Consider the following 25,304-nt stretch of genomic DNA (forward strand, 5'->3'; position numbering starts at 1 on the left):
AAGCTGCTGGGCATCTTGCGTATTTTTGGGCGGGCTAGAAGCCCAACCCCTACTCCCCACAAGAATTAGATGGGCGGGCTAGAAGCCCAACCCCTACTCCCCACAAGAATTAGATGCACGCCTTACGCGATTATCTAATACTCGGCTTTCTATTCCTAAGATTCTGCGCTCCGGGAACTTTCCGGCTGGGACGGCGACTGTTCAAACTGCTCGCACTTCGAGCATTCAAAGCATCAGCAGAAGGTATCAAACCCAAATCTTGCAAAATTTCAACAGCCGCCCTTTGTCCAGTTTCACAACCGCCTTCCATGTAACCTTGATTTTCCAGCGAAGTGTGTTCCCCGGCAAAATATAAATTGCCAACTCTTTCGCCTTCAACGCCGTACATTTGCGTCCACTGTCCGACTAAATAGCAGGAATAAGAACCTTTAGAAAAGCGTTCTCCCGGCCAATAAGCTCGCACAGCTTTGCCCGATCGCAAATTTCTCACTCCGGGAAAAACTCTTTCAAATTGGTTCAAAAATCTTTGTGCTTGGTCTTCAGGAGTTCCGGCACCGATCGACAAACCCTGCTTTCCTCCTGTAAAATTAGTAACTAAACCGTTAGGAGTAGGAGCGAAAGGCGTAGCTTCCCAGGTACTCTGGAATCCTAAATCGCCATAAACAGAAGCAGTCGATCGATAAGGTTCCCGCCAAATCCGGCTGCGGTAGCCAGTAACTAACTTAGAATTAGTACCGTAACCCAATTGCTCGATCGCCCGCTGCTTTGGTTGGGGCAAAGGTACATTAATTTTAACGTCTCGCAGAGTGCTGAACGGCAAAGTTAACAAAACTCGCTCGTAAGTGCGCTCGAACGCGCTTAGTCCCGATCGCAAATTTACCCGATAGCGACCATCCGGCAAAAGAGTAATCGCTTCCAAAACCGTCCCCGCCTCGATCGAACCAGACAATTGACCCGCCAAACGGTTGATAATTTGACTGTTGCCGCCGTCAATTTGATAGCGCTCATCGCTGTCGCCGTACAATTCAAAACTTCCCGCTTCAGAACCGATTAAAAACAGCAGATTTAACGCCGACTGTTCCTCGGAATCTCGACCGTAGAATACCGTATAAGCAACCCGCAACAATTGTCGCAGTACCGTGCTAGTATCAGCTTGGTCTAGATATTCAGCGATCGAAAGATTGTCCAATCTTTCTGCTGCTTCCGTAAAATCGAGATAGCTAATGTTATCTCCGATAGCGCCCAAATCTCCACTAATTCTACTCGCTAGCGGCGCAAAATCCGCGATTATTTGGTCGAGAGAAAAGCGGCGTCCTTGAAAGAAAAAAGTATCCTTCACCAATCCACTCTGCACCTGGGCTAAGTCGATCGCCTGCAAACCCAATTCCGTCGCCAGCGAGATTAAATTAGTGTGGCCGGTGTCAATAAATTCTCCCCCCAAATCCGCCGGAATCAGCGTTCCAGCCACCTTGGGAATAGTGCGTATCCGCCCCCCCACGCGGTTGGTTGCCTCGATTATATCGGCGCGCACGCCCGCTTGGCGCAAGCGATAAGCCGCCGTCAAACCTGCAATTCCCGCACCCACAACCAAAATCGGCGATCGTCCGCCCTGTTGAGCAAAAGCTCCCCCTCCCTCCCTGGTAAAAGTCGCAGCAGCGGCAGCCCCCGCAGCAGCTAAGCCCCCGTGTAGCAAGCGGCGCCGAGATATGGGAGAATTGGGAGTGCGATCGCTCAGCATCCCCAGCAGTTCATCAGCCGGAATGCCCGTTTCCCTTGATTTCTGGGCAATGCTTGCAGCGCGGCGCAGCATTGCCATCAGTGCAGATTTAGCCATAATTCAGACATCCTCACAAAACAAAACTTTGATGTAAACTGGATTCTCGATCGTGCAATTTCCCGACTAAAGTCCAGAGAGATTTTTTTAATAATGCTAACCCTCAGAACACTGTTCGACAGCAAATTTTATCTCGAAAACAACCCAGATGTCGCCGTAGCAGTTGCCAGAGGCACGGTATCGAGTCCCTTCGATCACTACCGAAAAATTGGCAAATTTGAAAATCGCGACCCGAATGCCCTGTTCGACGCCAGCTATTATTTAGACACCAATACAGATGTAGCGGTATCAGCGAAACTCAACGGCTTTTCAGGGGCAGATCACTTTATCAGATTCGGTCAATTTGAACTACGCAACCCCAACCCATTCTTCGATGTTAATTTTTATCTAACAAGCAACCCCGACATTCAGACAGCAGTCCAAACCAATCAATTTACCGCATTTGAACACTACTTCAAAGCCGGTCAATTAGAAAACCGCAAAGCCAGCGTTTTCTTCGATCCCGGCTTTTATCTAGAAAAATATCCGCTGGTAGCAGCAGCCGTCCAAAGCGGCGCAGTTAAAAGTGCGATCGACCACTACATTCAATTCGGTCAACAAGAAGGACTGTTGAGCACTCTTCCCGATCCCGCCGACAATTTGAACGCAGCAAAAAGCCTGGGTATTCTCACAGAAATTCAAACGGCGAGCGATTTTGTGGGAGATGCTGAACCAGCCGACATTTACAGTTTTATCCTCAATACTCCCAGCCTTTTCAGTGTAACTGTTGACGGTTTGAGTGCAGATGTCGATATTGAATTAATTCAGGATCTCAACGGCAACGGCGCCGTTGGATTAGACGATCTTATTGCTTCGTCTAACAATTTAGGCACGGCTTCAGAAACAATTGTCAGCAATGGGCCTTTACCTGCGGGGACTTATTTTGTCCGCGTTTCTCAATTTCAAGGCGATACAAATTATGACTTGAGATTGCTATCCGCTGCCTCAGTAATACCGCCCCAAATTTAAGAATTCAATCGATTTTAAACTTTAAATTTTCGAGGGATAATTGCAGAAATTACCCACGGAAGTCTGAGACACCGTGGGTTATGCACCTTCCTCCAGCAAAGATAATAAAGCTGCTTTTTGATGGGCTACATAAACCACGGGATTCTTAGTTTTTATCGCCTTACCTTCTGCCACTGCTCTTTTTAACCATAGCCGCATTTGCCCTATTTGAACATCCAGAAGTTCTGCAAGAGATTTATCATCTAACGGTTGCTCTAAATTACTGAGAATCAAGGGTAAAACTGCTTCGTAAATATCTTTTGGAGGAAATTGGACTGTTGGTGTTTTCTCGTGTACGCGCGGCGAAGCTATCCCGTAGGGAATCGCATCTTCCGAAGTTCCATTAAATGCAACATTTATTTCTTCCGAGGCCGGTGCTTCCACTTCTGTTTTTGCGGTTACAATCTCCGATACTGAGTTTGACAGCGATCTATTTACTGCAATATCCGATGTTAATGAGTGTGTGACTTCCACCTCTGTAAATGCGGCTTGAATTTCTAACAACGAACCTTGTTTTTGTGGGTTTTCCTTGGTTTCTATGGCTGTTTCGATTGCTCCCAATTCTGATGCTTTAGCCTCCAAAATTTCCCTGAATTTTCCCCTTATTGAACTCCCAGGTATAAATAATGGAAATGGCAAAGGTTGTGCTCCCCGTTTCAGCAGTTGGCGATTGCCTTCTGGCACGGCATCATCTAGCACAAAAACCGGGACATCTTTGATCTTTTCTAGCGCTTCCACCGCACCCGCCCAAGTACCGCCAGTACCGACGGAACAACTGATGACAAGGGCGCGATCGGCTAAACCATAAATATATTTATTTCGCCCCATCGCATTGCCAACATTAAAACCAGCATTCGGATCGAAAGCAGATATTAAAGTCAGTCTGCCTTCTTTAATGCCAGCGCGGTATTTTCCAGCAACAGCAGAAGCGGCCAAACTGTCAGCCAGTACGCCAACAGCCGTTCCTCCCGCCTCCAGCGCGCTTAACATTGCCGCGGTATCTACCCCGCGCGCGCCGCCTGAAATTACCTGCATTTCTTGTTCCGCGCAAGTCTGTGCTACTCTCTGAGTGCGATCGAGTCCTTCTTCATCAACATCGCGAGAACCGACAATAGCTAATCCTCCCAGACCTAGCAATTTTATGTTGCCAATTCCATAGAGAATTGCTGGTGCTAAATGTTTCAATATTTGCTTGAGGCGCTTGGGGTATTGAGAGTCGCTTCTTCCCAATATCCACAGCCCTTGATTCGTCCATTTTTCAACAGCTAAACTCAGCATTACCCCTCGTTCTAATAATGCCGAAACTCTGTTAAAGTCGAGCTTACTTGCCGGAACTGATTGTAACAAATTTAAACAAGTTGAACTTAGCAAATCCGCTGGGCGCTTCTGATTTTCGCGCAGCCAACCAGCCAAATAATTATATTCGCTAAGCGTTAGAGGTTGCGGTTCTGTTTGCCGGTTTTGCCCGAAGCTGGCGCACAAGAGTAAAATTGCTTGAGTATCTGGTGGTAGTACATGATTCATATATCTAATCGGCGAGAGAGTTGAGGGATAATGCTAGCGGAAAAACTGACCCGCTACCACGTTGACGTAAAAGTGCCGCAATGACTGTAAAAGTCCACCGGGAATCTACCATATCGTCAACTAAGAAAACTGTTCCTGTTATTCCTTCCCAAGTGTCGATCGCAAATGCACCATCCAAATTATGAGCTTGCTGATAACTATTATTCATCTCTTTTTGAGGTCGTGTTGGGTTAATTTTCCGAATGACTGGCTTAAAAGGCAAATTTAATCGATCGGCCAGCTTTTGAGCAAAATTTGGTACTAAGTCGGGACGATTTAAAGAAGGTACGCAAGTCACCCAAGTAGGAAATGGTTCAGGTTGCCAGCGCTGAATCATTTCAAAAGCGCCCTCAACCAGTGCATCATTAAAATTATTATCCCGATACTTACCTAGTTTAACTAATTCTCCCCAACCTGCGTCACCCCATAAAGACAGAGCTCTTCCGGCTTCGGCTATTAAATTAGGTTTAATATTTCCCGATAAACGGTAAATTGGAAATGCTTGAGAAGGCCATTGTTTTCGGGGTTCGATAATTCGATCGCACCGCCGTAGGTACTGAATTGCTTGATTTACCATTTCCAGAGAAGGTGTTTCTGGCAGTAAAGGTTTACCCAAACACACAGCACATTTCCCACAGTTAGTTGGATTGGGGTCATCTAATTCTCCTGCAAGAAAAGCCATGAGGCATTGTGTGCTTTCGCCCATGTATTCTCGCATTTTATCTTGTTCTTGGCGGCGAATTTCTGTCAAACGTTCAATTTTATCGGTGTCTGGCTGATAGTTGACTGGGGTAGCGCACCACTTGGAACTTTGTTTGATCACCGGGGCGGGTGATTCTAGGGATAGTAGTTTTACAACTTTTTCAATCAGCCCTCTCGAAAGATTTAGTTCTTGCTCTAATTGGGGAACAGATAAGCCATTATCAGCTTGGTATAGTGCGTTTAAAATTAATTGCGTATGAGCTTGGGGAGGAAAAGCTGTTCTAATAAAATAGTTGGTAATGTCGTCATCTTCATCGCCACTTAAAACAATGCCATAGGCTTGTTCTACGGCTCTACCTGCTCGCCCTACTTGTTGATAATAATGAACAACGGAACCCGGACGTTGGTAATGAATGACGAATCCTAAATCGGGTTTGTCAAAACCCATTCCTAAAGCTACAGTTGCAACTAACGCTTTAATTTTGTTGTTGAGAAGTTGCTCTTCTAATGCTTCTTTATCAAGATTTTCCAGATTGCTGTGGTAGGCTTTAGCATCAATTCCTTGAATAGTTAACCAGTCCGTAACCCGTTCGGCATCTCTGATAGTTAGGGTGTAAATGATGCCGCTTCCCGGTAACTTGGGCAACTGTTCTGCTAACCATGCCATTCTTGCTGCTGAACTTCCCAGAGCGATATTTTGAAGTTGCAAACTTTCTCTAATTAAGTTTCCTCTGATTACGCGGAGATTTGAACTTAATTGATCGACGATATCGTTAACCACTCGGTTGTTAGCTGTAGCGGTTGTGGCTAAAACAGGTATGTTTGGAGGAAGAGCTTGCAAAATTCGGACAATCCGGCGATAATCTGGTCGAAAATCATGTCCCCAGTCGGAAATGCAGTGGGCTTCATCGACGGCAAATAACCCAATTTTTTGAGAAATTGGTAGCAGAATGGTGTTTGTAAAGTCTTGATTGGCGAGTCTTTCGGGGGAAATTAGGAGAACATCTATTTCTCCTGCTAGCAACTGAGTTTTTACGAGTTGCCATTCCTCTGTATTGGAGGAGTTAATTGTTGCTGCTTTAATGCCAATTCTATCGGCGGCGGCAATTTGGTTTCGCATGAGAGCGAGTAGAGGTGAAATCAGGAGTGTGGGGCCGGCTCCTCTATCTCGCAGCAGCCGAGTTGCTAAAAAATAGACTAAGCTTTTACCCCAACCAGTGCGCTGTACAACCAGCAGTTTCGAGCGCTCTTCGATTAAAGAGGCGATCGCTTCCCACTGTCCGTCTCGAAAGTCAGCTTGTGTGTTGTTGAGAGCTATCTGGAGAAGCGAGCGCGCTCGATATTTCAATTCTACTGTCATATTGCTAACCTGTTGGTGAAACTTCCTGATTTTGTAATTTCGTGTTAAAAATAACAGGACTAATTACTAACATGATATCACCAACTACCCAAGTCTTAATTCGTACTTTTTTGCCCGCTGGGAACAGGCAAAGATTGAACAGGTGTCGGAGGCCAATTAGAGCGACTTCTGCTGAGAGTAGTAGACACCAAAGCATAGCCCAAAACAGCAGGAAGCACGATCGCGCTCACAAACACGATCGCCGCCGCCCAAGTCATGGCAGTCGAGATCGGGCCGTAATGAGTGCGGTAAGGGTCAAACGTTGGTAAATTAGGCATCGGGGCGTCCCGCAGCGCGATCGGACGTTTGAACCGCACCCGCCTGTCGTCGAGCTTTTCGAGCAAAATCCAGCCAACCTCCGCCTCTTCCCGACACAGCTTCTGAAAAATCGCAGGATTGCGGAACAAATCATTGCTAGCCCGCACAATCTTGTACTCCCAAACCGTCAAATCAACAGCATTAGGAGCGGATTTGGGATTGCCATTCGATCGCGGATTTTCAGGCGCATTAAAATTATCTTCTTGAGATTCGTACCGAGTCAAAACTTCCTCCTCCTCCTCGTACTTTTGCCCCGCAGCCAATTGCTCGCGGCTCACAAATACACCCGCGAGCGCAGCCTCCAAGCCGAGACTGCCAACCATCAAACTCCAAATCAGAATTTCAACCATAAAAGGAGTTAAAAGTTAAAAATCAAAAACTAAAAAGACTCGCTTTTAACTTTCAATCTTTAATTTTCAAATAGCCTTCCACCAGACAATCTGCACCTACGGCGCGCCAAGAAATCCGCTCTAAAGTTAAAGCCTCAGTCATCGCCGAAAAGCCCAAATCTCCTACAGGAGTTGGAGCTCCTTGACCCCCGACAATTTTAGGAGCAATAAAAGCCATAATTTTTTGAACTGCACCCTCAGCAATTGCCTGAGCGGCCAAAGTGCCGCCGCACTCCCAGAGTACAGAAAGAAAAGATCGATCGTACAAATAAGCCATAACATTAGTCGGTGTCAGCGGCGAGAGCTCCACAACTTCCACCCCTTTGGCGATCAAAAATTCCTGAAATTCCGGGTTAACCCCAGGCTCAGTCAGCACCAAAGTAGCCGCCACAGAGGTTTCCCACAACCACGCCGACTTCGGCAAATCCAAAGTGCGGCTCATCACCACCCGCAGGGGATTATTCCTATCAGGTTGGTGACTCGTCAGTAGGGGATTGTCCAGACGCACCGTATTTCCCCCAACAATCACAGCATCGCAGCCGACGCGCACCCGGTGTACCTCGCTCCGTGCCTCCTCGCCTGTTACCCAAGCGCTGTGGCCGCTAGTAGTAGCAATTTTACCGTCCAAAGTCATCGCATATTTCAAAATTCCCAAAGGCCGGCGGTACAAAATCCGGTGCACGAAAGCCTCGTTCAGTTTTTGGCAAGCTTCCCCTTCCACTCCCGCCACCACTTCAATGCCAGCCTCTCGCAACCGGGCAAGTCCAGTTCCAGCTACCAAAGGATTCGGATCGACCATGCCAGCCACTACTTTTGCCACCTTCGCCTTAACTAAAGCTTCGGAACAGGGGGGAGTCCGGCCGTAGTGGTTGCAGGGTTCCAGGTTCACGTAAACAGTCGCTCCTTCGGCGAGTTCCCCCGCTTCCCGGAGCGCAAAAACTTCGGCGTGAGGTTGGCCGGCACCGGGATGAAACCCTTCGCCGACAATCTTGCCGTCTCGGACAATTACAGAACCGACAAGGGGGTTGGGTGCGGTTTTGCCCAGAGCACGGCGAGCCAATTCTATGCAGCGGCGCATCATGGCTCGATCGAACTCTTGAACTTCGCTGTTTTCCAGTTGTTTTGTAGCTTGCTGCTGTCCGTTAGCTAAGCTGGCGATCGGTTTAGCGCCCGCCGGAAAAGTTTCCATGAGATTTTGCGTGATATTTAACCCTAAGTTTAGTGAGTTTGATGCTAATTTTGGCTGCGAACCGACGATCGATTGCTGCTGGGGCAAACTGTACGTTACCGCTGAGATATTGCACCATTCTCAATTAGCCTTTTATGAACAGGCTTTTCGGCCTGTTCCACAAAAGATAAATTTTGTTGTGGAACAGGCCGAAAAGCCTGTTGGTGACAAGGGTGCAAGATGCGAGTTACCAGGAGTGAAGGGCTATTTAGGCCGATCGACCCCGCAGGCCCGAACAAATAGCTTTAACATTAAGAAACAATAACAGGTGCTTGAGAAAACAATGAGTCAGGACATGGAGCGGGAATTTGCCAGCCGCGACGAATTAATTGCCTACGTGCGCCAACAGTTCCCCGAAGCAGCCGGCCGGGACAGCAGCGTACCCCCGATCCTAGGCGGGCGCAAAGCAGCCGAGACAGCCCTGCAACAAATTGACCCCGGCAAGTACGCCTCAACCCGCAATTTCCAGGGCGGTGCGGTAACGCGCTTGTCGCCCTATTTGCGCTACGGCGTTTTGAGTCTTGCCGAAGTCCGGGATGCCGTGCTGGAGAAGGTGCGGCATCCAGAAGATGCCGTAAAACTTGTCAACGAGTTGGGCTGGCGGGATTATTGGCAGCGACTGTATGCCGAATTGGGCAACGGGATTTGGCAAGACCGGGAAGCTTACAAAACTGGTTACACTGCTTCATATTACAGCGAAACTCTGCCGCAGGATGTCGTCGAGGGCACGACTGGTTTGGTTTGCATCGACAGTTTCAGCCGCGAGTTGCGAGAAACTGGTTATTTGCACAATCACCAGCGGATGTGGATGGCCGCTTATCTGGTACACTGGCGGCGCGTGCGCTGGCAAGCCGGAGCTCGCTGGTTTTTGCAACATTTGCTAGATGGAGATCCGGCGAGCAATAATCTTTCTTGGCAGTGGGTAGCGAGCGCTTTTAGTCACAAACCTTATTTTTTTAATCGGGAAAATTTGGAGCGTTACACTAAGGCGGTTTATTGTCGGGATTGTCCTCTGTACGGGCAGTGCGATTTTGAGGGAACTTACGAATATTTGGAAGGGAAGTTGTTTCCTCATGGAGAAAAGGTCGATCGCAGCGGCGGTTCTAAAAGTTGGGAACGCCCTAAAAAAGGTCGCAGAAATTAAAAAGTTATTGGTTGACTGTTGACTGTTGACTGTTGGCGGTTAACTATTGTCATTAGTTACCAATTCCCAATTCCAAATTCCCAATTCCAAATTCCCAATTCCAAATTCCCCATTCCCCATTTCCCATTTATGAACAATCCGATTATTTGGCTGCACGGCGACTGTTTGAGTCCTGAAGGCCCGGCTTTTCAAGCGCACCCAGATGCACCGGCCATCTGGGTTTGGGATGATGCGCTGATTGATGAGTGGCAGTTGAGTCTCAAACGAATGGTTTTTATTTACGAATGTTTGCTGGAGTTGCCGGTAGTTATTCGGCGGGGCGATGTGGCTGCGGAAGTTATCGCTTTTGCGATCGAATCCGGCGCCAATCAAGTGGTGACTGCGGAAAGTCCCAGTCCTCGGTTTCAGGATATTTGCCGGAAAATTAAGCGTTCGCACCCAGTAGAAGTTTTGCCGCCGGAACCCTTTGTCCGCTACGATGGTTACATTGATTTGAAGCGTTTTTCTCGCTATTGGCGCGTCGCTGAAAAATATGTTTTCTAATTGGGAATAGGAAATAGGAAATAGGAAATAGGTGTTCTTTTCTCTTATTCCCTCTTCCTTCTTCCTGAAATCCGTTACATCCGTTAGATCCGTTACATCTGGCGCAAGCGAATCCGTTGCCGAACTTCCTTCTTCCTTCAACTCCCCTTCAAACGCTCCAACAGCCATTGAAATCTCGATGCCGCCAAATCGGGATTTTCGACATTTCCCCGGAGGGCGTCCTCGCCGTCGGGCTCTTCATATATTAAACCATCACTATCATCGCCGAAGCGTTTGACTGTACCCCGGAGTCTCGACGACAGAAATTTGGTAATCGCCCGATAAAACCGCAGGGAAAAAAGCACGTCTTGCTCGAGTTTTTCAGTTAGCAGCCGCCGGGGAATTGACAGGATGAGGCACTCTTCAATTGCCGTGACGCTAGCAGAAGGAAGCCTCCCGTCTACAAAAGACATTTCGCCTAACACTTCGCCGGAAATAATTTTTCCAATTTCTTTGTCGCCCAAAGATGATACAGCCACGCTCAAAGTTCCCTCCAGAACTATGTACAGGGCGTCTAAGGGCTTACCTTCGGCGATCAGGGTTGTGCCGGGGAGGACTTGGGTGCGGGTGCCGTTGGCGAGCATCCAATCGATGTCGCGATCGCTCAATTCGCCTAATATCACTAGAACTTTGCTCATAAAGTCAGGTTGAGATGAGATAATTTGTATTTTTTTACTTGTTTAGTTGCGTGCTGTTGTGAGATGGTCAGACCCTGAGCGAAAGCGAAGGCTAAACTTTACAAATAGAACACTAAATTTTACACAATTTTCATAATATTCAGTAATTTTGACACGATCGAGCCACAAATCTTTCTCGAATCGGTGGTATTATTCTACATTACTTGTCCTGGACCCTGCAGCAGCCGATCGCGTTGTATTAAGTGTACTTGCTGTGGACGGCGGGACTGCCAAAACAGTTTTAAAAGCTTGTTTTCTCTTGGTTTAGAGCTGGTGCGCCCTCAAAAACCGGATTTTTCCCGCGTGGCTGCGAGTGCAGCGCCCCCAAGTAAAGTATTGTAGGATGCAAGCGAGGCGAACGATCGACCCCTAAATTAAACAAGATTAAGGATGAAATCATCCCTAGGATTGATTTTTTGCCGATCGATCTGTAAATTAAAATTAGCCTCTAAACCCACCGTCCGTTCTTGAATCTTAATCAGCTTGAGAGTTGACTATTCAACGGTAAAATGGCAATCTAGGAACAACACAACTCATATTTGTGTCTTTTGTTCCCAAAGCTCTCGACGTTCTCCCTCAAACACTTACACTTTTAACACACCCTTCATTGAGGAGTTGCTATGAATAGTCTATTTTCCAAGTCTACTTTCGCGTTAATAAATCTTGCTGCTTTAGCTGTTTGTTGCAGTACCATGTCAGCGAAAGCTGAAACTGGCAACTTGCCCGATGTCGCTACAACTGCAACAATCGCAGCTCAAAATATTGACCAAATTTCTGAGCCAGCGGCAACTTCAGCAGTTAAACCAGACGCAGAAACAACGGCTAGTAATAAAAAAATTGATTCTATCAGTTGGAGCGAACTAACAGAAGGGGCAGAGCCAGTCGCCTCTGAACCTGCGGCAAACTTGCAAGTATCTATTGCTGCACCCGAAAAATCGGCAGCAGCAACATCTGAAATTGCTGAGACAGAAACAGCGCAAAATACCTCCATTGCTGCTGAGACCCAAAAGTCGGAAGAAACCGCTAAAATTGCTGATAATAGCGTCAAAGTGGAGTCAACAGTCGAGACTGCCAAAAAGAACGATCGACCAACCTCAATTGTTGCCCAGAGCAATCATCTTGAAGTAGCAGCAACGAAGGAAGAAAAAGAAGTCCAAACAGCACAAGAATTGTTGAGCAATCCTGTCAGCACTTCCGCCTCAGCTTTGACAAACCAACCGAAAGTTGCCCAACAACCGGCAACTGTCTCGGAACCAACTGAAAAAGTGGCTCAAGGAACTCAAATCCGACCAGGCCGAGCAACCCGTTCTGGGCCCAGCTACATCGGGATTGGCGGCAATCTAGGTTTTGGCGGAGATTCAGCTTTAGGCGACGGTTCATTTGCGATTATTAGCAAAATCGGTTTGACGAACAATTTCTCGGTGAGACCGACTGTTTTGTTCCGCGACAACTTAGCTTTTCTAGTTCCTGTTACCTACGATTTTGTATCTCAAGAGACCGTGGAAGTCAGCGACGATTTTGTGATTACTGCTGCTCCTTATGCAGGTGCTGGCGTACTAATTTCTACCGGCGATGACGGTACTTTTGGCTTCCTGATTTCGGGTGGTGTAGATGTGCCGCTCTCGAGAAATTTTACAGCAACAGCGGGACTGAATATTGGTTTTGTAGACGGAGCTGAAGTGGGATTGTTAGTCGGTGTCGGCTATACGTTCCCGAATATTGCCCGGTAGTGTTGCTGTTTGAGCAAACGCAGGACAAATAAATAAGCGCGGGGTTGGCTGTAGGAATACAGTCAACCCTTTTTTTGATGATGGAAAATCTTCCTGTGCGACCGATGTATGGTGCGCCACAAGCACAGACCGGTAATGTAGGTTGCCTCATCAGCACAGAGCGCCGATATTGATTTTTGTGAAAGATATAATGATGGTGCGATCGATCTGAGATGTTGCGTCATTTTCAATAAGCTTTTTATGGACGGGCTCTCCTGCCCATCCCACAATCAAATTCACTCCAATTAAATAATTTCCCTTTTTTCTTGTGGGATGGGCGTCCCGCCCGTCCTTAAAAGACGGGCTCTCCTGCCCATCCCACAACAGTCATCAAGAGTGTAAGTTATTTAATTCTCATTCCTATTGTCAAGAACGGGCAAGATGCCCGTTCCACAAAGAGTAGATTTTCTTGTGGGGTGGGCAGGAGAGCCCGCCCAAAAAAGGATTATTGAAAATGGTGCAAGATATAAGATCGATCGCACTTTCTCACCAACCACCCGAAAAAACCGTGACCAAAACAGAAATCTTAGCAGCACTCAAAAATCTGACAGCAGAAGAACGCCTAGAAATCATCGAAACAGCTTCCCGGATGATGCGCGAAGAAATAGAAGAAAAAGCCCAGCGCAAAGCCGAGAGAAAGCGGAAACTCAGAGCCGCAGCAGAAGCAGCAGTGCCCTTGTATGAACCAGGAGGGCCGCTTCACGATTTGTGGTCGCCCGACAGCGAACCGTATTTCGATTCAGAGGAAGAATACCTGAACGCAGGGGTAAAAACTAATGCGTAAAGGCGAAATTTGGCTTGTCAGACTAGATCCAACGGTGGGAGATGAAATTGGCAAAACTAGACCTGTTGCGGTTGTTAGCGATGATGAAGTGGGAAATTTGCGGCTCAAAGTAATTGTTCCGATTACAGCATGGAACGATCTTTTCTTCCCGCTTGATTGGATGGTGCAGCTCGAACCGACCTCAAAAAATGGCTTGGCGAAACTCTCAGCAGCCGATACTTTTCAAGTCCGTTCCGTTTCCCAACAAAGATTTGTCCGACAACTTGGAACCTTGTCCGAGACAATTATGGAAGAAATTGCAGAAGCACTGACAATTGTTCTGGATCTAGATTGAATAACTAGGCAACAGCGTACAAATAGTGTTATTTATAGATAGATTGTATGGCGCGATGGCCTAAATGATTCCTATACAGCTTACACTCAAAAATTTTCTCAGCTATCGCGAAGCTGCTTTAGACTTTCGCGGCTTGCACACCGCTTGCATTTGCGGGCCCAACGGTGCTGGCAAATCCTCTCTCTTAGAAGCGATATCCTGGGCACTTTGGGGCTGTTGCCGCAGCGATACGGAAGACGATATCATCCATATCGGCGAAATTGATGTGCGCGTTGATTTCACTTTCTCCACCGGCGGCCAAATCTATCGGGTGATTCGCAACCGCCGGCGCGGACAATCGGGAAGTTTGGAATTTCAAGTCAGTTTGAATTCTGCCGAGAGCGAGGAAAAACTTAATTTTCGCACGCTCACAGACAAGGGGCTCAGAACAACTCAGCAAAAAATTCTCGAACAGATCAAATTAGATTACGATACTTTCATCAACTCGGCGTATTTGCGGCAGGGGCGAGCTGATGAATTTATGCTCAAAAAGCCGATCGAACGCAAACAAGTTTTAGCCAACCTGCTCAAACTCGACTCCTACGATACTTTATCCGACCAAGCCAAGGATACCTCTAAACAATTTAAAGCTCAAGTCGAAGTGCTCAAGCAGAATTTGCTAACCGTACAAGAGCAACTGCAACAAAAAGAGACCATCGCTTCCGAACAAACTCAATTGCAGCAAGCAACGGATTTGCTTCAGCAGCAGCAGCAAGCCGACACAGCCGAGTTGCAGCAACTGCAACTCCAGCACCACAACCGCCAAACTTGGCAAAAACTCCTCGCAGGCCACCAGCAACAGCACTACAATATCACTCAAGAATGCCGCCGCTTGCAGCAAGAACTCAGCGCTGCCAAACAGCAGCAAAATGAGCTGCAAGCCCTCCTAGGGCAAGAAAATGAAATAACAGAAGGGATTGCGTATTTTCACAGCTTGCAAGCAACAGAAGAGACTCTGGCTTGCAAATTCAAAGCTAACCAAGAAGCCCAAAATCAGCGCCAGCAATTGCAAGAACAGCAGCGGCAAGAACTGAGCTTTTTGCAAAGCAAAATTCAGCAGTTGCAAGCTCAATTAGATGTTTTAGAACAAGATGAAAAAGATGTTCTGGAGATTCTCAAACAGCAGCCGGAGGTTGACAAAGGACTCGCACAGTTGCAAGCAGTTCGATCGCGCCTCAACGAACTAGAGCAACTGCAACTGCAAGTTTCGCCGCTGCTACAACAGCAGCAGCAAAAGCAACAAAAGCTCGATCGCGCCCGCGCCGGTTTAACCGCCCGCTTAGAGGAAATCAACCGACAGGTGCAAGTTCAGCAGCAGCAGCGACAGCCGCAATTACAGCAGGAAATCTCGGCCATCGCCAATCAAATTTTGCAGTTGGAAAACAAGCGAGTTTATCAGCAGCGAGTCCGCGAAAAAGGTCAAGAAAGGCACGACTTTCTCGGAAACCTGCAAGCCAAAAGCCGCGACTATCAAACCAGACTCGCCGAGATCGACCAAAAACTGCAACTGCTGCGGAAACATGAAGGAGAAAAAATTGCAGGTGAAGGTAAAGCCTCGAATTTTGCGGAAAACGAGCCATCGAATTCGCATTTAATGGTGCGGGATGTAAATTTTGGCAATTGTCCTTTGTGCGATCGACCTTTAGACGAACACTACTGGAATTTGGTAGTCGCAAAACACCACTCCCAACAGCAGGAAATCTGGAACCAACTGTGGGTTGTCCGCGAACAGTTGGCCGTCTCCGAGCGCGAAATTCAAGTTCTCAGACATGAATACCGCGAACTAGAAGAGGAATTAGCGCCGTACCAAGAATTGCGGGAACGCCGCAGCCATTTGCAAGCACAATTAGATAGTCTTAGCCAAGACGAAAACCGCCTGCAAAGTATGCGTCAAGACGCGGCAGAAATAGAGCGGTTGCTGCGTACCGGCGAGTATGCAGCGGAGGATTTGGGCGAACTCCAGCACATCGAACAGCAACTGCAACAGCTCAATTACAGCGATCGCAGCCACTCGCTCGCCCGCAGCGATGAAAAGCGCTTGCGGTGGGCGGAAATTAAGCAAGCTCAAATCAAAGACGCTCAGCAGAAACTGAATAAAATTAATGCCCGCCGCCCGGATTTGCAAACTCAATTAGCCACCGTACAGCAACAGTTAGAACAGCAAAAAAATACCTCGAAAATACAGCAGCAAATTCTGTCTTTAGATAGATACATTGCGGAAGTTGGCTATAATTTGGAACAGCACGAACACGTGCGGAGCGAAATGCGCCGATCGCAGTTTTGGATCGCCCGCGCTGAAAAATTGCGATCGGCAACTGTGCAGTACCCGCAAGTGCAGCAGCGGGTTAATGAAATAGCAAATTCCATCGCAGTGCGCGATCGAGATTTGCAAGCTGTCAGCGCTCAAACTTCCGCGATGAACCAGCAATTGCAACAACATCCCGATCCCGCAGCCAGAATAAGTGCGATCGAACAGCAAATCAGTCGCCGCCGCCAGCAGCTAGACCAACATTTGGGAAGTCTCGGACGACTCCAGCAGCAGCAGCAAAATCTGGAAACTCTGCAAGTTCAGCTAATAGCTCAAAAAGAGCAAATGCAAGTTGCCAAACGCCAGCAGCGAGTTTATCAAGAGTTGGGTCAAGCCTTTGGTAAAAACGGCATTCAAGCTTTAATGATTGAAAATGTTTTGCCTCAACTCGAAGCTGAAACAAATCAGATTTTGTCGAGATTGAGCGCGAATCAATTGCACGTTCAATTTATTACTCAGCGGGCGGCGGCTTCTAAAAAAGCAACTAAATTGATTGACACTTTAGACATTTTAATTGCTGATGCTCGCGGTACTCGCGCCTACGAAACTTATTCGGGCGGTGAAGCTTTTCGGATTAATTTTGCGATTCGGCTGGCGCTGGCGAGACTGCTGTCTCAGCGGGCGGGCACGGCTTTGCAAATGTTGATTATTGATGAGGGATTCGGGACTCAGGATGCGGAAGGGTGCGATCGGCTGATTGCTGCAATTAATGCGATCGCCTCCGACTTCGCCTGCATTCTCACCGTTACCCATATGCCCCACCTGAAAGAAGCTTTTCAAGCCAGGATTGAAGTCAGCAAAACAGCTCGGGGTTCTTCCATCAGCTTGTCAATTTAAAAGGGCTGACGAGCCGGATGGAAGGAGGAGAAGAAACAAGTAGAAAATATAAGTATTTTCACCTTTTGTTTTCTTTCCGCCCTCGATATTTTCACCTTGTTTTATGGATAAGAAATGTGAATTAAATAACTTCCACTCTTGAAAGTGGGATGGGCGTCCCGCCCGTTCAAAAAGGACGGGCGGGACGCCCATCCCACAATAACAATTAAGATTGTAAGTTATTTAATTCGCGATCCTAAGTGCCGAATCCCTTCTGTTATCATACTTTCAAACAAGAAGGCCGCTTTATGCCCCTGCTCTCAACCATTATGGAATCAGCCATTGCCCATCTAAAATCTACAATCTAAAATGGTATTAGTTGTTTTCCCCGCCGGCTTTCGTGGAATGCTGACTTTGCTAACACAGCTAAATTAAAAATAAAATTATAGAATAAGAATGGCTCAAGCTATTTATAAGTTTTTATTGTTCTGTCCCCTCCTCGGAAGTTTGGATATTGCTACAGATGACAACAGACTCTTTCAACCTGTCTCTCCTAGAACGGGCGATCGCAGCGTCGAGCAACAGCATCCTCATCGCCGATGCTCGCAAGGCTGACACACCTATTATCTACTGCAATCCTGCTTTTGAGAAACTGACCGGTTACAGTGCCCGAGAAGTTATTGGACGCAACTGCCGATTTTTGCAGGGCCCGGATACCGATCGGGCCGAATTAGACAAACTTCGCAGCAGTTTGGAAGCGGGAACGGAAATTCAGGTAGTGCTCAAAAATTATCGCAAAGACAAAACTCCTTTTTGGAATGAATTAATGGTTTCCCCCATCTTAGACAATCAGGGAAAATTAACTCATTTTATCGGAGTTCAGAACGATATTAGCAAAAGAGTAGCAGCCGAAACTGCCAGGGAAGAAAGCGAAGAAAGATTGCGCGCGATTGCCACTACAACTCCCGTTCCCCTGTTAATTACGCGCCTAGAAGACAGCGTTATTTTGTATGCAAATCCTGCTGTTGGTGAAAGTTTCGGTGTGAGTTACGAACAACTTGTTGGTGGAGAAGAAATTGACATTTATGCCAATATCAATGACAACATTCAATTGCTAGAATTAGTCAAAGAAAACGGATTTAGCGACAGCGAAGAAATCTGCCTCAAGAAAGCAAATGGCAGTTTTTTTTGGGTAAAAATGTCGATGCGAGCGATTAATTTTAATGGCGAAGCCGCAATTTTATCGGCATTTTACGATATTACCGATCGCGTAGAAGCAGAAACAGCACTGCGGCAAAGCGAAACGAGGTTTCAAAAACTAGCCGCCAACGTTCCGGGAATGATTTATCAATTTCAGTTAGCAGCAGACGGCACTATGTCATTCCCCTACGTCAGTTCCGGCTGTCGCGAACTCTGGGAATTAGAACCAGATGTACTCCAAAATTCAGCTATTCCCGCGCTCGAAATAATTCACCCAGACGATGCGCCAAGCTTCCAGGAATCTGTTGCTATTTCAGCTAAAACTTTAGAGCCTTGGCGGTGGGAAGGCAGATTTGTTTTTCCGGGCGATCGGATTAAGTGGATTAGCGGGGCTTCCCGGCCAGAACCGGGCGAAAAAGATAACATTATTTGGGACGGCTTGTTGATTGATATTAGCGATCGCAAACTTGCAGAATCAGCGCTGATCCAAAGCGAAGCCAGATTCCAAAAAATGGCCGCCAACGTGCCGGGAATGATTTATCAATACTTGCGGCATCCCGACGGTTCCGATAAATTCATTTATGTCAGTTCCGGCTGTTGGGAACTCTACGAATTAGCTCCAGAAAAAGTTGAACAAAACTCCGATTTAATGTGGGCAACGGTGCATCCAGAAGACCTAAAAACTCTGTTAGAATCAATCGCAATTTCCGGCAAAACTCTCAAACCTTGGATATATGAAGGGCGGATCGTAACCCGATCGGGAAAACTGAAATGGATTCGCGGTATTGCCCGCCCCGAACGGCAGCCTGGGGGCGATATACTGTGGGAGGGAGTGACAATCGACATCAGCGATCGCAAGCTAGCAGAAATCGCCCTGGGCCAGTCAAAAATCGCCCTGCAACAAGCCAATCAAGAACTGGAAAAGCGCGTCCTAGAACGCACGGAAGCCTTGGAAACATCCCAAAAAATGCTGTGGTCGGTAATCAACAACATCCCTCAGTTAATCGCCTGGAAAGATCGAGATTTAGTTTACTTGGGAGGCAACAAAAACTTTGCCAAAGTCGCAGGTTTCAATCACCCAAGTGAAATCGCAGGTCTCACCGACTTCGATATGCCCTGGAAGCCCGAAGAAACAGAATTTTTTCGAGCCTGCGACCGCCGCATCATGGCAACCAACACCCCAGAATATCACATAATAGAATCCAAAATGCAAGCCGACGGCACCCAGTGCTGTCTGGATACAAATAAAATACCTTTACACGACAATTCCGGCAATGTTGTCGGCATTTTGTCTACCTTTGAAGACATCACCGAGCGGCTTTCCCTAACAGCTAAAGTCCGGGCTAGCGAGGAACTATTTCGCACAATTTTTGAAGATGCACCCATCGCTATTTACTTAGCTAATTTAGATGATAACAAGTTAGTGAGAGTCAATAAAACTTACTGTGAAATGCTGGGATATACCGCAGCAGAATTGCTAGCCAAAACATTTATTGAACTTGGGCATCCCGAAGATTCTCCAAAAAATGTCCAAGTTGCTGATTCTCTTGAGCGGGGAGAAATTACTCACTATCAAATCGAACTCCGCCAGATTACCGCAACAGGTAAAATTGTTTGGGTAAACGTGACAGCTACTTTAATTCGAGACGGCGAAGGACAACCTATTTACAACTTAGGGATGATTGAAAATATAACCAATCGCAAAATTTCCGCCGCCGCACTTCAAGCTTCCGAATCTCAATTAAGAAAACAAGCCGCCCAATTGCAAGAAGCCTACGAACAACTACAAAACGCTCAAATCCAATTAGTTCAATCCGAAAAAATGTCGAGTCTCGGTCAGATGGTAGCTGGGATTGCCCACGAAATTAACAATCCCGCAACTTTTATTAACGGGAATATTTCTCACACTTACAACTATTTTAACGATTTAATTGAACTGTTAAGTCTCTACCAGGAATGCTATCCGTTCCCAGTACCTCAGATAGCTGAAAAAGTTAAGGAATTAGATTTGGATTTTCTGAAGGAAGACTTGCCAAAAATGCTGAATTCCATGAGAGTAGGAGTAGAAAGAATCAGTAATATTGTCTTGTCGCTGCGAAATTTTTCGAGACTGGATGAATCAGAAATGAAGTTGGTAGATATTCATGAAGGAATTGACAGTACACTGTTAATTTTGCAGCACAGATTGCATCAAGCAAGTAAAAAAAGCAGTATTGAAATTATTAAAGAATACGGAAAAATTTCCAAAATTTACTGTTGTGCAGGTCAGTTAAACCAGGTATTTCTAAATATTATCAGCAATGCGATCGACGCTCTAGAAAACCAACCGGAACCTCGGACGATCGTGATTCGCACCCTTATGAAAAAAGCTGGGTTGAAAAGCCACAGTAAAAGCCAGCTCAGTGATTGCGATCGCATTGTAATTTGCATCGCCGACAGTGGGCCGGGAATGAGCGAAGAGGTTCGCAAGCGGCTATTTGACCCGTTCTTCACCACCAAGCCCGTAGGGGCTGGAACCGGCTTAGGATTATCCATCAGCCATCAGATTGTGGTAGAAAAACATAAGGGAAGCCTGCGGTGCATCTGTGCGCCCGGACAGGGAGCGGAATTCTGGATTGAAATCCCCTGCTGAGCGATCGTCCATTAATCTAAAAGTTTAAATATCTAACTTTTAATTCCCAATTGCCGTCGGTGCTTGAGTTATCAAGGTTTTGAATTAACCGCACTCAGAGACCGAAACAAATCGCACTCAGCGGTGTGCTAATCTGCTGCCCTTATTCGCTAGGCAAATATGCTGAAAAAACTACCTTTATCCTGGTCTCGCTACATTCCAGCCGGGTTGACGCTGGCTTTGGGTGTCGGACTGTCGGTTTTGACATTCGCCTTGGTTTGGGACTGGGAAGACAAGCGCCGCGACTACGAAATGCACCGCCGCATTGACGATATTTCGATCGGCATCGAACGCCAACTCAACTCCGACTTAGATACTGTTCTCGCCCTCAGCGACTACATGAAAGCCTTCAGCGCCGTCGAGCGTTCCTCTTTTGCCCGGTTTGTCGCCCGTCCCCTATCCGTCCACCCCAGCCTGCAACTCCTGGCTTGGGCCCCCCGCGTCCCCCAGGACGAGCGGCCGGGCTACGAAACCAAAGCTAGAACCGAAACAGATCCCAGCTTCGAGATTACAGAGCGCGGGCCGCGAGGAGAACTCCGCAAGGCCCTCCAGCGTTCCGAATACTTCCCGGCTTTCTACGTCGAACCACCAGCCGGAAACGAGACAGTCTTAGGCTTTGACCTCGCCTCCCACCCAGAAATCCGCCCCGCGCTCGATCGAGGGCGCGATACAGGAGAAATGATTGTCACCAACTACATCGGCTTAACTCAGGGCGCTTCCCCGGAACTAGGTCTTTTGGCCATAGTTCCGATTTACGAAAACAGCAGTAAACCGACTACCCTGGAATCCCGCCGCCAACTGCTACAAGGATTTGTTCTGGGCGTATTTCGAGGCAAAGATATTTTCCAAACCTCTTTAAAAGGACGCAATACCGAATACCTCAATATTTATCTCGTTAGCGAGGCTCCAGACAAGCAACAACCACCCTCGCTGTTACCCCAAACGCCCAACCCGGTTCTCAAAAATCTCCCTGCTAACGGACAAATTCAGCAATTTGCGGTGCAGTTCCAATCCGCGAGCCAACAAGTGCTTCCAGCATCAGCCGCTGCTGACCGAACCCTGATGCAAAACTGCCCAATTCTTGACAATCCAGCCCCGAACTATACAGCTTGCAGAAGGCGGCTGAAAATTAGCGGCCGCCAGTGGTCTATGTACGTGTCGGCAACGCCGGAAATTCGCAGGCTTCGCAAGCACTGGCGCTCTTGGGGAACTCTGACGATGGGGATGCTGTGGACTCTGATTCCGGTGACATATATGCTGACATCTTTGAGTCGCACCGCCCAAATCGAAAAGCTAGCCGGAGAAAGAATTCGCCAAGCCGAACAGTTGCAGGCTGCTTACCTGCAGTTGGAACTCGAACAAGCTAAATCCGAGCAACTGCTGCTAAACGTTTTGCCCGCAGCGATCGCCCTGCGTTTGAAGGACAACGAACACAATATCGCCGAAAGTTTTGCGGAAGTCACTGTGATGTTTGCCGACATTGTGGGGTTTACAGAGCTTTCGTCAAGAATTTCAGCGACGGCGGTGGTGGAAGTGCTCAACGATATTTTTTCGGCTTTTGACCACTTGGCCGATCGCCACGGTTTGGAGAAAATTAAGACTATTGGTGACGCTTACATGGTTGTCGGCGGTTTGCCTACAGCCAGAGAGGATCACGCCGAGGCGGTTGCGAACATGGCGATCGATATGCTGCACGAAATTAGGCTGCTGAGTTTAGAACATTCGGAACCTTTCAGCATTCGGATCGGGATTAGCAGTGGCCCTGTCGTTGCCGGCGTCATCGGCTTAAAAAAGTTTATTTACGACCTCTGGGGCGACACAGTAAATATTGCTTCGCGCATGGAATCCCACGGGATTACCGGCTGCATTCAAGTCACCGCCGAAACCTACGAGATATTAAAAGATAAATATAGTTTTCAGAAGCGCGGCGCTATTCAAGTTAAGGGCAAGGGATACATGGTTACTTATTTGCTGACTGGAAAAAAAGATTATTGACTGAAAGCATCGAGGATACAAGCCCCCGAATTTATCTCGCGCAAGTCAATGCTTCAATCTAAAATCTAAAATCTAAAATCGATTGACTCAGCCCAAAAACCGATACAAGCCTCCGATTCCCCGATCGACTAAGACTTGCGATCGCCAAGCTAAAATAGTGTAAGCTCAAGGTATTATATCACCCCTGCACCAACTGAGGAAAAACCATGACGACGCTGCTAATTCAAACCGAAAGCGTCCCACTGACGGTCAATTTCCCTGCGATTCAATCGATGACTGTTGAACAGTTTTATGAATTCTGTCTAGTTAATCGCGATTTGAGAATTGAGCGTACAGCCAGTGGGGAAGTTATCATTATGTCACCAGCTTTTTCAGATACAGGGAACCGCAACATTAAAATTGCTCAGCAACTTGCGAACTGGGCAGAAGAAGATGGCACAGGTGAAGCGTTTGACTCCAGTGCAGGCTTTACCTTGCCGAATGGAGCAACCAGATCCCCCGATGCCTCATGGATTAAACTAGAGCGCTGGAATGCCTTAACAGAAGAAGAAAAAGCCTCCTTCGCACCGATTTGTCCTGACTTTGTGATTGAATTGCGGTCTGCTAGTGACACTCTCAAGGGATTGCAAAACAAGATGCAAGAATATATTGAGAACGGTGTATCCCTCGGCTTTTTGATCGATCGCAAAAACAGAAAAGTCTACATCTACCGTCCCAATCGCGAACCGGAAATCTTAGATAATCCTGAAACAGTCAGCGCAGATCCAGAGTTACCGGGATTTGTCTTGCGGATGGCAAAAATCTGGTGATTTAGAGCATTAAACCATACTCAAAGACATCAATTCATCTGTCATTTCAAAATTCGCCGTCACACTTTGCACGTCGTCCAAATCTTCCAGTGCATCCATTAACTTCAGGAGCGATCGAGCTTTTTCTGGAGTGTCTATTTCCACTGTATTGCTGGGAATTCAGCGATTTTTAGACTGCAAAACTGCAATTTTTTTTTTCAAATGATACTCCCCGCTCTTTCATAGACTGGGATTCTTGGTTCATAGATCCCTTATTTTTTAGCTCGAATCACTAAATCAATTAACTGTTATCGTCCCAGAGTTTTACCCCATTCGCTTGAGCCAGTTTATGAGCATTGGATTTGACATTTCCGGGCGTGAACGCACGGAGTAGTTTGCGATCTAGCTTAGACTTCAGTTTGTACTTCAGTGGCTTCCAATACCCCATCCTCGATCGAAGTTGGCTACGCTTGCTTTTGAGCTTGCTTTCTTTTGCTCAAAACAGCCCGTTGAATTGTCAGCAAAATTTTCCCCTCTTGTTCATTAATTTCACCGTCAGCCTCGATGATGTCAGTGCATCGCTTTAAAAGCGGTTCGGCAAAGTCGAGTTCGAGTTGTGCGAGTAAAATATCCAACTTGGGAGGCAATTTAGACTTATTTTTCACAGCTTCAATCTCAGCTAAAGACTTTGGATTTAAATTCGCCGCTTGTAATTGGGGTAATAACTCATCCCATCGGGTGAATTTTTGGGTGGTATAGACGACATACACCAAAATCCAATCCATCACAGTTTCTTGTGCGATCGCTGTCTCTAAATATTGGTCACTTTCCGCTTGCAATACCTCTTGTAAATCTTCGAGCTTGGTTTCGATTTTCGAGGAATCGATATCGGCTTCATAAAACCGACAAGCACCGTATCCCAGCGCGTAAATCATTGTCGCACTGGCGCTAGCATTAATTACCGCACCCGCCAAGGGAATATTGCTGACAAGCGTAACTCCAGCTTCGATCGCTAAATTGCTACCCAAGGATAAACCGAAAATAGCGACAACTTCTTTTTGGCGATCGCTCGATTGCAAATCCTTTCCATAGGCGGCAGCTATTTGATAAACTAACTCGGCGGATAACACCGTCATTGCCGCTAAATCCATGCCAGCCAATGCCAAAGCTGCGCCCGGAACTAAACTGCTAACCAAGCCACTTCCTGCAGCTAGCAAGGCTTTTTCCACCATTAAGCGATGTGCGATTTCTTGAGGTTTCTCGTGAGGATATTGGCGCTGCAACTCTCGAACTTGCGCCTCGGCAGTCACAACATCAACTTTATTGATCGCATTAACTAACCAGTCGATTTTGAAATTTTCAGTCAGTTTTTTTAGGATAGGACTCTGGGAAATCGAACCGAGGGCTGAACCAAAAAAATTGGGAAATTGGAGTGCTGCACTTCCGGCATTCCCTACCGCATTCCCTACCGCACTCGCGGTATTAACAACAATCTCACCTCCAGCACTGCTTGCTGCATTCCCCACCGCACTAGCCGTATTAACAATCGCACCTCCAGCACTGCCTGCTGCATTGCCTACCGCACTCGCGGTATTAACAATCGCACTTCCGGCATTGCCTACCGCACTCGCGGTATTAACAACAATCGCACCTCCAGCACTGCCTGCTGCATTGCCTACCGCACTCGCGGTATTAACAATCGCACTTCCGGCATTGC

General features: G+C 47.1%; 18 protein-coding genes and 1 pseudogene. 11 read left to right on the forward strand and 8 right to left on the reverse strand.

All coding sequences use genetic code 11. The features are described from left to right. Nucleotides 1-130: 130 nt before the first annotated feature. Nucleotides 131-1,834 (reverse strand): NAD(P)/FAD-dependent oxidoreductase, encoded by a 1,704-nt coding sequence (locus tag QUA50_RS20690; RefSeq protein WP_333266427.1) that lies wholly within the window; start codon nucleotides 1,832-1,834, stop codon nucleotides 131-133. Nucleotides 1,835-1,927: 93 nt separating this feature from the next. Here QUA50_RS20690 and QUA50_RS20695 point away from each other — a divergent pair, with 93 nt between their 5' ends. Continuing rightward, nucleotides 1,928-2,842: a PPC domain-containing protein gene (locus QUA50_RS20695; RefSeq protein ID WP_333266425.1), complete on the forward strand. Its 915-nt coding sequence runs from the start codon at nucleotides 1,928-1,930 to the stop codon at nucleotides 2,840-2,842. A gap of 78 nt (nucleotides 2,843-2,920) precedes the next feature. Here the strand turns inward: QUA50_RS20695 and QUA50_RS20700 are convergent, their stop codons facing one another. The 4 genes from QUA50_RS20700 to ribD form a co-directional block, all read right to left on the reverse strand. Beyond that, nucleotides 2,921-4,405 (reverse strand): DNA-processing protein DprA, encoded by a 1,485-nt coding sequence (locus QUA50_RS20700; RefSeq protein ID WP_333266423.1) that lies wholly within the window; start codon nucleotides 4,403-4,405, stop codon nucleotides 2,921-2,923. Between the two features lie 4 nt (nucleotides 4,406-4,409). Then, complete coding sequence (locus tag QUA50_RS20705; RefSeq protein ID WP_333266421.1) at nucleotides 4,410-6,506, reverse strand: RecQ family ATP-dependent DNA helicase; 2,097 nt, start codon at nucleotides 6,504-6,506, stop codon at nucleotides 4,410-4,412. A gap of 95 nt (nucleotides 6,507-6,601) precedes the next feature. Further along, entirely contained in the window at nucleotides 6,602-7,213 is a 612-nt protein-coding gene (locus QUA50_RS20710) for a hypothetical protein (protein WP_333266419.1), read from the reverse strand. Nucleotides 7,214-7,265: 52 nt separating this feature from the next. Continuing rightward, entirely contained in the window at nucleotides 7,266-8,441 is a 1,176-nt protein-coding gene (gene ribD / locus QUA50_RS20715) for a bifunctional diaminohydroxyphosphoribosylaminopyrimidine deaminase/5-amino-6-(5-phosphoribosylamino)uracil reductase RibD (RefSeq protein WP_333266417.1), read from the reverse strand. Between ribD and QUA50_RS20720 the strand changes: the two genes are divergently transcribed. From QUA50_RS20720 to QUA50_RS20730, 3 genes are all read left to right on the forward strand, one after another. Then, nucleotides 8,440-8,745, forward strand: coding sequence for a hypothetical protein (locus QUA50_RS20720; RefSeq protein WP_333266416.1), 306 nt, complete (start codon nucleotides 8,440-8,442; stop codon nucleotides 8,743-8,745). The two genes, ribD and QUA50_RS20720, sit on opposite strands and share 2 nt — an antisense overlap. A 3-nt stretch (nucleotides 8,746-8,748) precedes the next feature. Then, nucleotides 8,749-9,624 carry an FAD-binding domain-containing protein gene (locus tag QUA50_RS20725; protein ID WP_333398224.1) on the forward strand — a complete coding sequence of 292 codons (876 nt, stop codon included), beginning with the start codon at nucleotides 8,749-8,751 and terminating at the stop codon, nucleotides 9,622-9,624. 129 nt (nucleotides 9,625-9,753) lie between these two features. Further along, nucleotides 9,754-10,167 carry a hypothetical protein gene (locus QUA50_RS20730; protein ID WP_333266413.1) on the forward strand — a complete coding sequence of 138 codons (414 nt, stop codon included), beginning with the start codon at nucleotides 9,754-9,756 and terminating at the stop codon, nucleotides 10,165-10,167. 137 nt (nucleotides 10,168-10,304) lie between these two features. Here the strand turns inward: QUA50_RS20730 and QUA50_RS20735 are convergent, their stop codons facing one another. Next, nucleotides 10,305-10,844 carry a cyclic nucleotide-binding domain-containing protein gene (locus QUA50_RS20735; RefSeq protein ID WP_333266411.1) on the reverse strand — a complete coding sequence of 180 codons (540 nt, stop codon included), beginning with the start codon at nucleotides 10,842-10,844 and terminating at the stop codon, nucleotides 10,305-10,307. Between the two features lie 659 nt (nucleotides 10,845-11,503). On the opposite strand from QUA50_RS20735, the gene QUA50_RS20740 reads away from it, so the two are divergent. The 7 genes from QUA50_RS20740 (at nucleotide 11,504) to QUA50_RS20770 (ending at nucleotide 23,608) form a co-directional block, all read left to right on the forward strand. Beyond that, on the forward strand, nucleotides 11,504-12,613 hold the full coding sequence (locus tag QUA50_RS20740) for a hypothetical protein (RefSeq protein WP_333298832.1): 1,110 nt from the start codon (nucleotides 11,504-11,506) through the stop codon (nucleotides 12,611-12,613). 493 nt (nucleotides 12,614-13,106) lie between these two features. Then, a complete protein-coding gene (locus tag QUA50_RS20745) occupies nucleotides 13,107-13,436 on the forward strand; it encodes a hypothetical protein (protein ID WP_333266408.1) in 330 nt (109 codons plus the stop codon). Then, nucleotides 13,429-13,770, forward strand: a complete 342-nt coding sequence (locus QUA50_RS20750) for a type II toxin-antitoxin system PemK/MazF family toxin (protein ID WP_333266407.1) — start codon at nucleotides 13,429-13,431, stop codon at nucleotides 13,768-13,770. The genes QUA50_RS20745 and QUA50_RS20750 overlap by 8 nt, the downstream gene beginning before the upstream one ends. Nucleotides 13,771-13,834: 64 nt before the next feature. After that, complete coding sequence (locus QUA50_RS20755; RefSeq protein WP_333266405.1) at nucleotides 13,835-16,954, forward strand: AAA family ATPase; 3,120 nt, start codon at nucleotides 13,835-13,837, stop codon at nucleotides 16,952-16,954. Nucleotides 16,955-17,456: 502 nt separating this feature from the next. Continuing rightward, on the forward strand, nucleotides 17,457-20,765 hold the full coding sequence (locus tag QUA50_RS20760; protein ID WP_333266403.1) for a PAS domain S-box protein: 3,309 nt from the start codon (nucleotides 17,457-17,459) through the stop codon (nucleotides 20,763-20,765). A 159-nt stretch (nucleotides 20,766-20,924) separates the two neighbouring features. Then, entirely contained in the window at nucleotides 20,925-22,799 is a 1,875-nt protein-coding gene (locus QUA50_RS20765) for an adenylate/guanylate cyclase domain-containing protein (protein ID WP_333266401.1), read from the forward strand. A 206-nt stretch (nucleotides 22,800-23,005) separates the two neighbouring features. Continuing rightward, nucleotides 23,006-23,608, forward strand: coding sequence for a Uma2 family endonuclease (locus QUA50_RS20770; protein WP_333266400.1), 603 nt, complete (start codon nucleotides 23,006-23,008; stop codon nucleotides 23,606-23,608). Between the two features lie 9 nt (nucleotides 23,609-23,617). Here QUA50_RS20770 and QUA50_RS20775 read toward each other — a convergent pair. Together QUA50_RS20775 and QUA50_RS20780 are read right to left on the reverse strand one after the other, a co-directional pair. Beyond that, nucleotides 23,618-23,767: pseudogene (locus QUA50_RS20775) on the reverse strand (YebC/PmpR family DNA-binding transcriptional regulator); the annotation flags it as partial. Nucleotides 23,768-24,051: 284 nt separating this feature from the next. After that, nucleotides 24,052-25,304, reverse strand: a 1,253-nt coding sequence (locus tag QUA50_RS20780; protein ID WP_333433665.1) for a hypothetical protein, incomplete at its 5' end; no start/stop codon positions are given.

This window comes from Microcoleus sp. M2_D5 (assembly GCF_036701935.1).
Lineage (GTDB): Bacteria > Cyanobacteriota > Cyanobacteriia > Cyanobacteriales > Microcoleaceae > Microcoleus.

Excerpts from the sequence above, each read along its gene's own strand:
- QUA50_RS20745 (WP_333266408.1), top strand. The coding sequence starts at position 13,107 with ATGGTGCAAGATATAAGATCGATCGCACTTTCTCACCAACCACCCGAA.
- QUA50_RS20755 (WP_333266405.1), top strand. The coding sequence starts at position 13,835 with ATGATTCCTATACAGCTTACACTCAAAAATTTTCTCAGCTATCGCGAA.
- QUA50_RS20765 (WP_333266401.1), top strand. The coding sequence starts at position 20,925 with ATGCTGAAAAAACTACCTTTATCCTGGTCTCGCTACATTCCAGCCGGG.
- QUA50_RS20750 (WP_333266407.1), top strand. The coding sequence starts at position 13,429 with ATGCGTAAAGGCGAAATTTGGCTTGTCAGACTAGATCCAACGGTGGGA.
- QUA50_RS20695 (WP_333266425.1), top strand. The coding sequence starts at position 1,928 with ATGCTAACCCTCAGAACACTGTTCGACAGCAAATTTTATCTCGAAAAC.
- QUA50_RS20760 (WP_333266403.1), top strand. The coding sequence starts at position 17,457 with ATGACAACAGACTCTTTCAACCTGTCTCTCCTAGAACGGGCGATCGCA.
- QUA50_RS20700 (WP_333266423.1), bottom strand. The coding sequence starts at position 4,405 with ATGAATCATGTACTACCACCAGATACTCAAGCAATTTTACTCTTGTGC.
- QUA50_RS20735 (WP_333266411.1), bottom strand. The coding sequence starts at position 10,844 with ATGAGCAAAGTTCTAGTGATATTAGGCGAATTGAGCGATCGCGACATC.
- QUA50_RS20730 (WP_333266413.1), top strand. The coding sequence starts at position 9,754 with ATGAACAATCCGATTATTTGGCTGCACGGCGACTGTTTGAGTCCTGAA.
- QUA50_RS20770 (WP_333266400.1), top strand. The coding sequence starts at position 23,006 with ATGACGACGCTGCTAATTCAAACCGAAAGCGTCCCACTGACGGTCAAT.
- QUA50_RS20740 (WP_333298832.1), top strand. The coding sequence starts at position 11,504 with ATGAATAGTCTATTTTCCAAGTCTACTTTCGCGTTAATAAATCTTGCT.
- QUA50_RS20720 (WP_333266416.1), top strand. The coding sequence starts at position 8,440 with ATGAGATTTTGCGTGATATTTAACCCTAAGTTTAGTGAGTTTGATGCT.
- QUA50_RS20710 (WP_333266419.1), bottom strand. The coding sequence starts at position 7,213 with ATGGTTGAAATTCTGATTTGGAGTTTGATGGTTGGCAGTCTCGGCTTG.
- ribD (WP_333266417.1), bottom strand. The coding sequence starts at position 8,441 with ATGGAAACTTTTCCGGCGGGCGCTAAACCGATCGCCAGCTTAGCTAAC.
- QUA50_RS20705 (WP_333266421.1), bottom strand. The coding sequence starts at position 6,506 with ATGACAGTAGAATTGAAATATCGAGCGCGCTCGCTTCTCCAGATAGCT.
- QUA50_RS20690 (WP_333266427.1), bottom strand. The coding sequence starts at position 1,834 with ATGGCTAAATCTGCACTGATGGCAATGCTGCGCCGCGCTGCAAGCATT.